Below are 12388 nucleotides of genomic sequence, written 5' to 3'. Positions count from 1 at the left end.
CGGCTGTTTGGCGAGAATGGGTGCACCCGCACTCCGTCACCCCGGACCTGATCCGGGGTCCAGTGCGATCAAGTCCTTGATCGCGCGAGAGCCCTTTCACGGCGCAGACGTGCCGTGGCTGGATGCCGGATCTAGTCCGGCATGACGGAAGTGGGGGTATCGGCGCATCGAGGACCGCTTTCGCAGTCCTCGACACGATGTTTTTGTAAGTCTTACGCCGGGCGAACCAGAACGTGCTTCTTCTTGCCGACCGACAGCTTGATGACGCCGTCGCCGGTGATTTCACCGGAACCGACCGTCTGGCGCTCATCCGAAACGCTGACGTCGTTGATCTTCACCGCACCGCCCTGAACGTGGCGGCGGGCCTCGCCGTTCGAGCCGGCGAGACCGGCACGGACGATGAGCGAGAGAACGCCGAGGCCGGCATCGAGTTCGGATGTCGGAACCTCGATGGAGGGCAGGTTTTCGGCGAGCGCACCTTCTTCGAAAGTCTTGCGCGCCGTCTCGGCCGCTTCTTCCGCAGCAGCGCGGCCATGCAGGATGGCGGTCACTTCGGTCGCGAGGATTTTCTTCGCCTCGTTGATCTCCGATCCGCCAAGGGCGGCAATACGGGCGATTTCGTCCATCGGCAGGGTGGTGAAGAGCTTGGCGAAGCGAACCACGTCCGCATCTTCCGTGTTGCGCCAGTATTGCCAGAAATCATAGACCGGCAGCAGGTCCTTGTTCAGCCACACGGCACCGGAAGCCGACTTGCCCATCTTCGCACCCGAAGAGGTGGTCAGAAGCGGCGAGGTCAGCGCGTAGAGCTGCGGCGTCCCCATGCGGTGACCGAGATCGATGCCATTGATGATGTTGCCCCACTGGTCCGAGCCACCCATCTGCAGGCGGCAACCGGTGCGCTGGTTCAGCTCCACGAAGTCGTAGGCCTGCAGGATCATGTAGTTGAATTCGAGGAAGGACAGCGACTGCTCGCGGTCGAGGCGGGTCTTTACGCTGTCGAAGGACAGCATGCGGTTGACCGAGAAATGGCGGCCGACATCGCGCAGGAATTCGAGGTAGTTGAGGCCGCGCAGCCAGTCGGCATTGTTGATCATCAGCGCCGGATTATTGGCGCGGTCATAATCGAGGTAATTGGCGAAGACATGCTTGAGCGAGGTGATGTTGTCCTCGATCATGTCGATCGTCATCAGCTTGCGGGCCTCTTCCTTGAAGGAGGGGTCGCCGACCATGCCGGTGCCGCCGCCCATCAGCGAGATCGGCTGGTGGCCGGTCTTCTGCATCCAGTGCAGCATCATGATCTGGGTGAGGTGGCCGACATGCAAACTCGAAGCCGTCGGGTCATAGCCGATATAGGCGGTCACGGTTTCCTTGGCGAACAGTTCGTCGAGACCTGCCTCATCGGAGATCTGGTGAATGAAGCCGCGCTCATCGAGCGTGCGGAGGAAATCGGACTTGAACCTGGACATAACCTTTTACTTTCTGGTTTGATCTTTGCGGTCATTGAGAACCAATGAACGTCGCGGCTTTATCATTGTTTTTTGAAATGTGCACCCGTTTCGGCCATGAATATCGGGATTCACATCATCATGATTCGAGAATGCAGGGGAGCGGCAGGTGGGCGAGATCAAAACGGCAATCGGGCTGATGAGCGGCACATCGATGGACGGCATCGATATAGCACTTCTGCGCACCGATGGCGAAAGCGTGGTGCGACACGGGCCGAGTGGGTATTTCCCCTATGATCCGGGCCTGCGCGCCATCTGGCAGAAGGCATTGGTCACGGCCAAAGCCATTCGGGAACGGCGTGAACGTCCCGGCGATCTGGCGGAGGCCGAGCGCAAGCTGACGCTCGCCCATGCTGTGGCGGTCAAATCCTTTCTCGATCGTCACCGGCTCCAGCCCGGCGATATCGATGTGATCGGTTTTCATGGTCAGACGGTGCTGCACCGGCCGGATGAGGCGCTGACCGTGCAGATCGGTGATGGGCCTCTGCTGGCTGAGGAAACCGGCATCGATGTGGTTTACGATATGCGGGCCAACGATATGGTCCATGGCGGGCAGGGTGCACCGCTGATCCCGGCCTATCACATGGCGCTTTCCGCCAATCTGCCCGATGGGTTCGAAACGCCGGCCGTCTTCGTCAATATCGGCGGCATCTCCAATCTCACCTATGTCGGTGAGGCGGGGCGGCTCGCGGCTTTCGACAGCGGGCCGGGCAATATGCTGATCGACCAGTGGATCGAGGCGCATACGGGGAAAGCCTTCGACAAGGGCGGCAAGACGGCGGCTGGCGGCACCGTCGTCGCGTCGCTGGTGGCGCGTTATATGGAAAGCCCGTTTTTTTCAGCCAATATCCGTCGGTCGCTGGACCGCAGCGATTTCGTGCCGCCGAAAAAGGGTGAAGTCTCGCTGGCGGATGGGGCGCGGACGCTGGCGCATCTGACGGGGGCGGCGATTCTGAAGTCGGCGAGCTATCTGCCCGAAGCGGCGAAGACCTATGTGGTCTGTGGCGGCGGGCGGCTCAATCCGGTGATCATGGCGGAGTTTGCAGACCTTGCCGCGAAGTCCGGAGCGCGGGTGATCGCGGCGGAAGAGGCGGGTTTCGATGGCGGGGCGATGGAGGCGGAGGCCTGGGCGTATCTTGCCGTGCGCTCGCTGAAGGGTTTGCCGCTGACCTATCCCGGTACGACGGGGGTGAAGGAGCCGGTGACGGGTGGGGTTTTGGTGCGGGGGTAATTGGCGACGGCGGGCTGGGTTTACCCCCCTCTGCCCTGCCGGGCATCTCCCCCTCAAGGGGGGAGATCGAATCGCGGCGACCTTCCGGTTATCTTTAACGCAGAGGCTTAGGCGAGGAGCATGCGTCTAGCTGATCTCCCCCCTTGAGGGGGAGATGCCCGGCAGGGCAGAGGGGGTAAGCTTCACCCGCCGGCGATCATTGTAGAAAAATCGAGCCGCCCGCCAAGAGGCGCAGCCAATCACCGAATGCGCTTGGCCGCCGGTTCCGGCACCAGTTCGCCATTGAGGCGACGGTCGAGATAGTCCTCGCATTGGCCCATCAGGTCGTCCACCTTGCCGTTGAAGAAGTGGTTGGCGCCGGGAACGGTGCGGTGGGTGATGAGGATGCCCTTCTGGGTCTTCAGCTTCTCCACCAGGCCGTTCACATCCTTCTCAGGCGCGACCTTGTCGCTATCGCCGTTGATGATGAGGCCCGACGACGGGCAGGGGGCGAGGAAGGAGAAGTCGTAGGTATTGGGCTGCGGCGCAATCGACATGAAACCTTCGATTTCCGGGCGGCGCATCAGAAGCTGCATGCCGATCCAGGCGCCGAAGGAGTAACCCGCGACCCAGCAGCTCTTCGAATCGGGATGCAGGCTCTGCACCCAGTCGAGCGCAGAAGCGGCATCGGAAAGCTCGCCGGCGCCATGATCGAATTCGCCCTGGCTGCGGCCGATGGAGCGGAAATTGAACCGGAGCGTCGTGAAGCCGCGCTTCTGGAAAAGATAGAAGAGCTGATAAACGATCTGGTTGTTCATCGTGCCGCCAAACTGTGGGTGCGGATGAAGGATGATCGCTATCGGCGCGCTCTTTTCCTTGGAGGGTTGATAACGGCCTTCGAGGCGACCCGCAGGGCCGTTAAAGATGACTTCGGGCATTGGTACTCCGGTCGTGTTTTTTCATTCTCCAACCGCATTCTTCCGATGAGAAGACTTGACGAACTCTGTCATCTTTTCTAGAACGCAGTTTAGAATAATTCGAAACTTTGCGTGTGCTAAAGCACTCGGGTGGTGTCATAAGGCAAGCGCAACTGTAATTTCAAGAAAAATGCGTTTTGGCGCATTGAAGATTGGATGAAGCCTCATCGTCATGACGGTTTTGACGCGGACATATATGGACTGGAACGCCACGGCGCCGCTTTTGCCCGCCGTGCGCGATGTTCTCGTCTCCGCGCTCGATCTTGCCGGCAATCCGTCTTCCGTCCACCGGGAAGGGCGTGCCGCCCGCGCCGCCGTTGAGGGCGCCCGCCGCGAGGTTGCGGCACTTGTTAGCGCGCAGGCTGCCCATGTCACCTTTACCAGCGGCGCGACGGAAGCTGCCAATCTGGTGCTGACGCCTGAATTCAAGATGGGGCGCGCTCCCGTGCGCTATGGCCGTCTTTACGTCTCCGCTATCGAGCACCCCGCTTTCCGCGAAGGCGGCCGGTTCGGCAAGGCTGACGTTACGGAAATTCCCGTTACGTCAGCGGGTGTCATCGATCTTGCGGCACTTCAGACGCTGCTGTCTTCGCACGATGCTTCGACCGGCCTGCCGATGGTTGCCTGCATGATGGTGAACAATGAGACCGGCATCCTCCAGCCGGTGGCGGAAGCGGCGCGGCTGGTGCATGCGGCGGGCGGATTGATGGTGGTCGACGCCGTGCAGGCGGCAGGCCGGGTTCCGCTCGATATCAATGCGCTCGATGCCGATTTCCTGGTCATCTCGTCCCATAAGCTCGGTGGCCCCAAGGGTGCTGGCGCGCTGGTCTCGCGCGGCGAGGTGATGATGCCGAAGCCGCTTATCCATGGCGGCGGGCAGGAAAAGGGGCATCGTTCCGGCACGGAAAATACCCTGTCGGTTATCGGTTTTGGTGCCGCTGCCGCTGTGGCTGCCAAGAATCTCGAGATTGAAGCGGCGCGTCTTGCCGTTCTGCGGGCGCGGCTGGAAGACGGCATGCGGGTGAGCGCGCCGGACGTGATCATCCACGGCGAGGACGTTGCCCGCGTTGGTAATACCACGTTTTTTACCCTGCCGGGCCTGAAGGCGGAAACGGGGCAGATCGCTTTCGATATCGAAGGCATTGCGCTGTCGGCCGGTTCGGCCTGCTCGTCCGGCAAGGTGGGGGAAAGCCATGTGCTGACGGCGATGGGGCGTGATCCCAAGCTTGGCGCACTCCGGATTTCCCTTGGCCATGCGACTGATGAGGCCGATATAGAACGGACGCTTGCGGCGTTTGCGAAAATTGCCGGGCGGCGCAGGCTTTCCGGTCAGGCCGCTTAAAATGCGGCAAAGAATTGCGGAATAGCAATTTTCCGCTTGCCGGGATGTGTGAAAAGCGCCATCCCGCACTTACATGGGTATAAGCTCCGCCCCGCTTAACGGCGCGGTGACATTGCCCGAAGATGGATAAGGCGGCTTTCCGCCTTGATACGTTGACAAGCCACCGGACCTTGGCTCCGGCGAGATTGGAGAACGACATGGCAGCGGTTCAGGAAACGATCGATCAGGTCCGCCAGATCGATGTGGACCAGTATAAATATGGCTTCGAAACCAATATCGAAGTCGACAAGGCCCCGAAGGGCCTTTCGGAAGAGGTGATCCGTTTCATCTCGGCCAAGAAGCAGGAGCCGGAATGGATGCTGGAATGGCGTCTTGAGGCTTACAAGCGCTGGCTGACGATGGAAGAGCCGACCTGGGCGCGCGTCAGCTACCCCAAGATCGACTTCAACGATCTCTATTACTACGCCGCGCCGAAGACCGCGCCCGGCCCGAAGTCGCTGGATGAAGTCGACCCGGAGCTTCTGAAGGTCTATGAGAAGCTCGGCATTCCGCTGAAGGAACAGGAAATCCTTGCCGGCGTCGAAAAGCGCCCGGTCGCCGTGGATGCCGTGTTCGACAGCGTCTCGGTCGTCACCACCTTCAAGGCGGAACTGGCGAAAGCCGGCGTCATCTTCATGTCGATTTCGGAAGCCGTGCGCGAGCATCCGGAACTGGTGAAGAAATATCTCGGCTCTGTCGTTCCGACGACGGACAATTTCTACGCGACGCTGAACTCGGCCGTCTTCACCGACGGTTCCTTCGTCTTCGTGCCGAAGGGTGTGCGGTGCCCGATGGAACTTTCCACCTATTTCCGCATCAACGAAAAGAACACCGGCCAGTTCGAGCGCACGCTGATCATCGCCGAAGAGGGAGCCTACGTCTCCTATCTGGAAGGCTGCACGGCACCTCAGCGCGACGAGAACCAGCTTCACGCGGCCGTGGTCGAGCTTGTGGCGCTCGATGATGCCGAAATCAAATATTCCACCGTCCAGAACTGGTATCCGGGCGACAAGGAAGGCAAGGGCGGTATCTACAACTTCGTGACCAAGCGTGGCGATTGCCGTGGCGACCGTTCGAAGATTTCGTGGACGCAGGTGGAAACCGGCTCGGCGATTACCTGGAAATACCCGTCCTGCATCCTGCGCGGCGATGACAGCCGTGGCGAGTTCTATTCGATCGCGGTCTCCAATGGCCATCAGCAGATCGATAGCGGCACCAAGATGATCCATCTCGGCAAGAACACGTCGAGCCGCATCATCGCCAAGGGCATCGCCGCCGGTTTCTCGGAAAACGTCTATCGCGGCCAGGTTTCGGCTCATCGCAAGGCGACCAATACGCGCAACTTCACGCAGTGCGACTCGCTGCTGATCGGCGACAAGTGCGGCGCGCATACGGTGCCCTATATCGAGGCGAAGAACTCCTCCGCGCATTTCGAGCACGAGGCGACGACGTCGAAGATTTCCGAAGACCAGCTGTTCTATTGCCTGCAGCGTGGCATTCCCGAGGAAGCGGCCATCGCGCTCATCGTCAACGGTTTCGTGAAGGAAGTCATTCAGGAACTGCCGATGGAATTTGCCGTGGAAGCGCAGAAGCTGATCGGCATTTCGCTGGAAGGTTCGGTCGGCTGATCGTCACCCAGACACGCACTTGAGTGCGCGATGTTCGCGCACCTTCGCTCACACAATTCTTAGGATACATCCATGCTTGAAATCATCGACCTGCACGCAAAGATCGCCGATACCGAAACCGAGATCATCAAGGGTCTCAACCTGAAGGTTGCCGCCGGTGAGGTTGCTGCCATCATGGGGCCGAACGGTTCCGGCAAGTCGACGCTGTCCTACATCCTGTCGGGCCGCGAAGATTATGAAGTCACCTCCGGTGACATTCTCTATAACGGCGAAAGCATTCTGGAACTGGATGCCGCCGAGCGCGCCGCCAAGGGCATCTTCCTTGCCTTCCAGTATCCGGTTGAAATTCCCGGTGTCGCCACCATGCAGTTCCTGAAGGTTGCGATGAACGAGCAACGCAAGGCGCGCGGCGAGTCCGAGCTGACGACGCCGGACTTCATCCGCCGCGTCAAGGAAGCTGCCGGCGATCTGAAGATCGACATGGAAATGCTGAAGCGTCCGCTCAACGTCGGCTTCTCCGGCGGTGAGAAGAAACGCGCTGAAATCCTGCAGATGGCGCTCTTGGAGCCGAAGCTCTGCGTTCTCGACGAAACCGATAGCGGTCTCGACATCGACGCGCTGAAGATCGTGGCTGACGGCGTCAATGCGCTGAAGTCGCCGGATCGCGCCACCGTCGTCATCACCCACTATCAGCGCCTGCTCGATTACATCGTGCCTGACAGCGTTCACGTTCTCTACAAGGGCAAGATCATCCGCTCGGGTGACAAGGCTCTGGCGCTGGAACTGGAAAACAACGGTTACGCCGACATCATCGGTGAAGCGGCCTAAGTTAAAGGCCAGGAGGTGATGTCCATGAACATTCAAGCTACCAACCGGCTGACGCCAGCGGAAACCGCGCTGGTCGACGCTTACACCGCCAAGTTCAGCGAATTGCCGGGCGACGGCGCTGTTGTTGCCGCGCGTGACGTGCTGTTCGACGATCTGAAGACCGGCGGTCTTCCGACCCGTCGCATCGAGGCGTGGCACTATACCGATCTGAAGAGCCTGCTGCGCGCCGTTCCGGAAGACCGGCCCGCGCCTGTTATCGAGAAGCTGGCGCCGACGGTTGCCGGCTCGCTGGTTGCCTATCTGCAGCATGGCACGGCCGATATCGGCAAGATTGAAGACGTCCGCGTGTCGCGTTTTGCCGAAAGCCTGCTCGACGGCTCCGCCGCCGCCGGCCTCGCTGAAGCCAGCAAGGATGACGCGATTGGCCGCATCAATGGCAGCTTCGTGCGCGACGGTCTGGTGCTCGAGATCCCGGCCGATGCCGAGATCGAGAAGCCGATCGAATTGCAGGCGATCCATGGCGCAGGCCAGGTTCACAGCCGCTTCCCGGTCCGTTTCGGCAAGGGTTCCAAGGCAACCGTCATCGAACGTCACCTTTCGGTGACTTTGGATGCAGCCTTCGTTTCCTCCGTCAGCGACATCGTTGTCGAGGATGGCGCGGAAGTGACCTGGATCATCCTGCAGCAACAGGGTGCGGCCGATATCCATCTTGGCCAACTGCGCATGAAAATCGGCGCGGACGCCAAGATTCGTCTGTTCATTGTCAATGCCGGCGGCAAGCTGGTGCGTCAGGAACTGCGCATGGACGTGGAAGGCGAGGGCACTGACCTCATCGTTCGCGGCGTTAACCTTCTGGGCGGCGAAACCCATACCGACGTGACGATGGTTCTCGGTCACAACGTGCCGAACACGACCTCGACGGAAGTATTCCGCAACGTGGTGTTCGACCGCGCAAAGGGCATTTTCCAGGGCATGATCCGGGTGGCGCCCGATGCCCAGAAGACCGATGCGAAGATGGCGTGCAATACGCTGCTGATGTCCGACGATGGCGAGTTCTCGGCAAAGCCGGAACTGGAAATCTTTGCTGACGATGTTCAGTGCGGCCATGGCGCGACGGTTGCCGATATCAGCGACAACCATCTCTATTATCTGATGGCGCGCGGCGTGCCGGGGGCCAAGGCGCGGGCGATGCTCGTCAACGCCTTCGTCGCCGAGATCGTCGAGGAACTGGAAGAAGAAAATCTGGTAGAGGCGCTGGAGACGATCATCTCCGGCTGGCTGGAACATCATGCCTGAGAGCGAACGCGCCGCATTGGCGGCCCCTTATGACATCGAAGCCGTGCGCAAGGATTTCCCGATCCTGTCGCGCGAGGTCTATGGCAAGCCGCTGGTCTATCTCGACAACGGCGCGTCCGCTCAAAAACCGCAGGTGGTGATCGACGCCGTTTCGCATGCTTATGCCAATGAGTATGCGAATGTGCATCGCGGCCTGCATTTCCTCTCCAATGCCGCAACCGACGCCTATGAGGCGGCGCGCGAAAAGGTGCGCCGTTTCCTGAACGCCGGTTCGGTGGACGAGATCGTCTTCACCAAATCCTCAACGGAAGCGATCAATACGGTCGCTTACGGTTACGGCATGCCGAAGATCGGCGAGGGCGACGAGATCGTCATTTCGATCATGGAGCATCATTCCAACATCGTGCCGTGGCACTTCATTCGTGAGCGGCAGGGTGCGAAGCTCGTCTGGGTGCCTGTGGACGATGACGGCGCGTTTCATATCGAGGCTTTCGAAAAGAGCCTGACGGAGCGCACCAAGCTTGTCGCCATCACCCATATGTCGAATGCGCTCGGCACCATCGTGCCGGTCAAGGAAATCTGCCGCATTGCCCATGAGCGTGGCATTCCGGTGTTGATCGATGGTTCGCAGGGCGCGGTTCACATGCCGGTCGATGTGCGCGATATCGATTGCGACTGGTATGTGATGACCGGCCACAAGCTTTACGGTCCGTCGGGCATCGGCGTGCTCTATGGCAAGGCCGACCGCTTGCGCGAGATGCGGCCGTTCCAGGGCGGCGGGGAGATGATCCTCGACGTTTCCGAAGACAATGTGACCTATAACGAGCCGCCGCACCGTTTCGAAGCCGGCACGCCGCCCATCGTGCAGGCGATCGGCCTCGGTTACGCGCTGGATTACATGGACAATCTCGGCCGCGCCGCGATTGCCGCGCATGAGGCCGATCTTGCCGCTTACGCTGCCGAGCGTCTGCGAGAGATCAATTCGCTGCGCATCATCGGCAATGCGCCTGACAAGGGCGGCATCTTCTCCTTCGAGCTTGAGGGCATTCACGCCCATGATGTCTCGATGGTGATAGACCGGCGCGGCGTTGCGGTACGTGCGGGCACCCATTGCGCCATGCCGCTCTTGAAACGCTTCGGCGTTACCTCCACATGCCGGGCATCGTTCGGCCTTTACAATACCCGCGCCGAAGTAGACTCTCTTGTTGAGGCGCTGGAATATGCGCGCAAATTTTTCGCCTGATATCGGGATTTGAGAGATCAGGATTGAGGTTTAAGACCATGACTGCCGAAGCCACTGCAAAGACCCAGGATGCGACCGAAGCTCAGGAAAAGGTTTCGACCATTCCGCCGGATGAGCTGGCACGCCTCAGCGATGACGTGATCGCGGCGCTGAAGACCGTCTACGATCCGGAAATTCCGGCCGATATCTTCGAACTCGGTCTCGTCTACAAGATCGACATCGAGGATGACCGGATGGTCAAGATCGTCATGACGCTGACGGCCCCCGGTTGCCCGGTGGCCGGTGAAATGCCGGGCTGGGTGGAAAATGCGGTTGGCGCCGTCGAGGGTGTTTCCGGTGTCGTGGTCGAAATGACCTTCGATCCGCCGTGGACGCCGGACCGCATGTCGGAAGAAGCACAGGTCGCTGTCGGCTGGTATTGACGTGATTTGACTGATGTCATCCCTTGATGACACTCTCAGGCGCTATTAGATTGAAATCCATAAGCATCGAGCCTTGAACTCGATTGTCGAAGGAGAATTAGGCCCATGGGCTTTGCGATCATGACCATGACCGGGGCTGCTGCCTCGCGCGTTAAAGCAATCGTCGAAAATTCCGGGCCGGATGCCAGGGGCGTGCGCGTCGGCATCAAGAAGGGCGGCTGCGCGGGCATGGAATATACCATCGACCTCGTGACCGAGCCGGATGCGAAGGACGATTTGGTTGAATTCGAAGGCGCAAAGGTCTGGGTTCAGCCTTCCGCCGTGCTTTATCTGCTCGGCACCCAGATGGATTTCGAAGTGACCAAGATGCGCTCCGGTTTCACCTTCAACAATCCGAACCAGACATCGGCCTGCGGCTGCGGTGAATCGGTTGAGCTGAAGCCGGCCGATCTGGCGGCGCTGGCAAAGCAGCGTGAGGCTGAGGCCAACGTTTGATTGGTTACGCTATCTCTGCGATGGAGAGACAGACCTTTCTTACGCACACAGCGTTCCTACAAACGCGACGTCATCCTCGGGCTTGACCCGAGGATCCATCCCCGTCAAATCCCTTGAGACGTTTGTAGATCCTCGGGTCAGGCCCGAGGATGACGGATGAGAGGTTTCAGATTCATTTTCCGCAAACTGCGTCCCGCGCAAATCAGCTTTCAAAGGATCATGACTGCTGTTTCAGCGTATCGATAAAATCCGCCAGCGGATGAACCGATGGCGTCGTCGTCAATAGAGGCTCGAGAGCTGCCGCGATCTTCCCGCAATCCTCCCCGGCAAGCGGCCTAAGGCTCGAGCTGACTCTGTTGTAGTCGGGCGTCCCGCGTGACGCGAGGGAGCGATTGATCACAAACAGCTCCGTCTGTCCGTCAATCCGTTCGACGAAGAGGGCGAGCGAGCCGCCGTCTGCGGCAGCGGCGCTGTCCGATACCGATTTGAACATCCAAACTCCATCCGGTAAACTTGAGGGCGAGCCTATCCGATTGACGCCCTGACGCAAGATCAGCAAGGATATCGGATATTCTGCGAGGTTTGGCGGGAGGGGCGGAACCGCCCGCCGCCCATGCTGGAAGGCGTTTCGGACCGCCGGCAGGATTATCGTGGGGAGTGAAGCGGGATGGACATCAGCAGCGCCTCGATTGATATCTGGACGATAGGGCTGATCGTCGCCAGCGTCGTGGCTGGCCTGACGCTGATTGTCGGTATTGTTTGCCTTGCGTTTTACTGGGAGGAGATAAAGGGATCTGCGGCATCCAGGGATGACGCGTTGAATAGTCCCCCGCTCGAACGGACCGAGGGTGGAGACTGGCCGACAGTGCATGGTGACGGGAGTGGGGGAGCCCATCATTGAACAGGCAGACTATGTGATGAGGCAGGAACCCGACAATATTGCGAATGCGAAAGCCGCGGTGCGAGAGGCATTCGCGGGTGTCACCCTGGGCGGCGGCGTCGGCCTTTCCGAGGCACAGGCGCTTGACGATTATGCGAGCAATGAGGTTCGCGCCGCATGTCGCGCTGGCGATGAGAAGAATGATTGGGCGGCAATCCCGCTGAAGGACCTCAACAGACATTCCGGCAGCCCCGCCTTCCTTGATGCTGAAGGAATGCGATTTCATCTGCCCGCCTATATGATCGCCGATCTCGATGGCGACTACAGGCACGAATTCGCCACCTATCTGCGCGGGTGCCATGAGACGTTTTCCTTACTGACCCCTTTGCAACGGAATGCGGTGGAAATGTATCTCCGCGCCATCAGCGAGAAGGAAAACCTGCCGTCCTGTCAGGACGACATAGAGCGCGCGCTCGAAGAGTGGGTGGATAGTGCACGCTCCCCGGTGAGCGACTGAAGCGGA

The 12388-nt window shown here is 59.8% G+C and carries 13 protein-coding genes; 10 read left to right on the top strand and 3 right to left on the bottom strand.

Annotated features, from left to right (window positions below):
* Positions 1–212 precede the first annotated feature (212 nt).
* Positions 213–1466, bottom strand: a complete 1254-nt coding sequence (gene tyrS / locus CFBP4996_RS07470; protein ID WP_080851668.1) for a tyrosine--tRNA ligase — start codon at positions 1464–1466, stop codon at positions 213–215.
* A 148-nt stretch (positions 1467–1614) separates the two neighbouring features.
* Between tyrS and CFBP4996_RS07465 the strand changes: the two genes are divergently transcribed.
* Positions 1615–2736: an anhydro-N-acetylmuramic acid kinase gene (locus CFBP4996_RS07465; RefSeq protein ID WP_080851670.1), complete on the top strand. Its 1122-nt coding sequence runs from the start codon at positions 1615–1617 to the stop codon at positions 2734–2736.
* Positions 2737–2975: 239 nt separating this feature from the next.
* Here the strand turns inward: CFBP4996_RS07465 and CFBP4996_RS07460 are convergent, their stop codons facing one another.
* Complete coding sequence (locus tag CFBP4996_RS07460) at positions 2976–3653, bottom strand: alpha/beta hydrolase (RefSeq protein WP_080851673.1); 678 nt, start codon at positions 3651–3653, stop codon at positions 2976–2978.
* 211 nt (positions 3654–3864) lie between these two features.
* Between CFBP4996_RS07460 and CFBP4996_RS07455 the strand changes: the two genes are divergently transcribed.
* From CFBP4996_RS07455 to sufA, 7 genes are all read left to right on the top strand, one after another.
* Complete coding sequence (locus tag CFBP4996_RS07455) at positions 3865–5034, top strand: cysteine desulfurase family protein (protein WP_080851676.1); 1170 nt, start codon at positions 3865–3867, stop codon at positions 5032–5034.
* A 197-nt stretch (positions 5035–5231) separates the two neighbouring features.
* The gene (gene sufB, locus CFBP4996_RS07450; RefSeq protein WP_020809911.1) at positions 5232–6701 is read left to right on the top strand and encodes a Fe-S cluster assembly protein SufB; all 1470 of its coding nucleotides are present in this window, start codon (positions 5232–5234) and stop codon (positions 6699–6701) included.
* A 72-nt stretch (positions 6702–6773) separates the two neighbouring features.
* Positions 6774–7529 (top strand): Fe-S cluster assembly ATPase SufC, encoded by a 756-nt coding sequence (sufC, locus tag CFBP4996_RS07445; protein ID WP_003522658.1) that lies wholly within the window; start codon positions 6774–6776, stop codon positions 7527–7529.
* A gap of 24 nt (positions 7530–7553) precedes the next feature.
* Positions 7554–8825 (top strand): Fe-S cluster assembly protein SufD, encoded by a 1272-nt coding sequence (gene sufD / locus CFBP4996_RS07440; protein WP_080853141.1) that lies wholly within the window; start codon positions 7554–7556, stop codon positions 8823–8825.
* Positions 8818–10068: a cysteine desulfurase gene (locus tag CFBP4996_RS07435; protein ID WP_003522656.1), complete on the top strand. Its 1251-nt coding sequence runs from the start codon at positions 8818–8820 to the stop codon at positions 10066–10068. The genes sufD and CFBP4996_RS07435 overlap by 8 nt, the downstream gene beginning before the upstream one ends.
* Before the next feature lie 38 nt (positions 10069–10106).
* On the top strand, positions 10107–10490 hold the full coding sequence (locus CFBP4996_RS07430; protein WP_003522655.1) for an SUF system Fe-S cluster assembly protein: 384 nt from the start codon (positions 10107–10109) through the stop codon (positions 10488–10490).
* A 105-nt stretch (positions 10491–10595) separates the two neighbouring features.
* Positions 10596–10985, top strand: coding sequence for a Fe-S cluster assembly scaffold SufA (sufA, locus tag CFBP4996_RS07425; RefSeq protein ID WP_003495415.1), 390 nt, complete (start codon positions 10596–10598; stop codon positions 10983–10985).
* A gap of 217 nt (positions 10986–11202) precedes the next feature.
* Here sufA and CFBP4996_RS07420 read toward each other — a convergent pair whose 3' ends face one another.
* Positions 11203–11478 carry a hypothetical protein gene (locus CFBP4996_RS07420; protein ID WP_080851679.1) on the bottom strand — a complete coding sequence of 92 codons (276 nt, stop codon included), beginning with the start codon at positions 11476–11478 and terminating at the stop codon, positions 11203–11205.
* Positions 11479–11652: 174 nt separating this feature from the next.
* On the opposite strand from CFBP4996_RS07420, the gene CFBP4996_RS07415 reads away from it, so the two are divergent.
* Both CFBP4996_RS07415 and CFBP4996_RS07410 read left to right on the top strand, forming a co-directional pair.
* On the top strand, positions 11653–11886 hold the full coding sequence (locus tag CFBP4996_RS07415; RefSeq protein ID WP_080851681.1) for a hypothetical protein: 234 nt from the start codon (positions 11653–11655) through the stop codon (positions 11884–11886).
* 16 nt (positions 11887–11902) lie between these two features.
* Entirely contained in the window at positions 11903–12382 is a 480-nt protein-coding gene (locus CFBP4996_RS07410) for a DUF6714 family protein (RefSeq protein WP_170988566.1), read from the top strand.
* The last annotated feature ends 6 nt before the right edge of the window (positions 12383–12388 follow it).

It is taken from the genome of Agrobacterium leguminum (genome assembly GCF_005144435.2).
Taxonomy (GTDB): domain Bacteria; phylum Pseudomonadota; class Alphaproteobacteria; order Rhizobiales; family Rhizobiaceae; genus Agrobacterium; species Agrobacterium leguminum.
The sequence above is the reverse complement of the archived record's forward strand: the minus strand, read 5'-3'. Positions and strand labels throughout refer to the sequence as shown.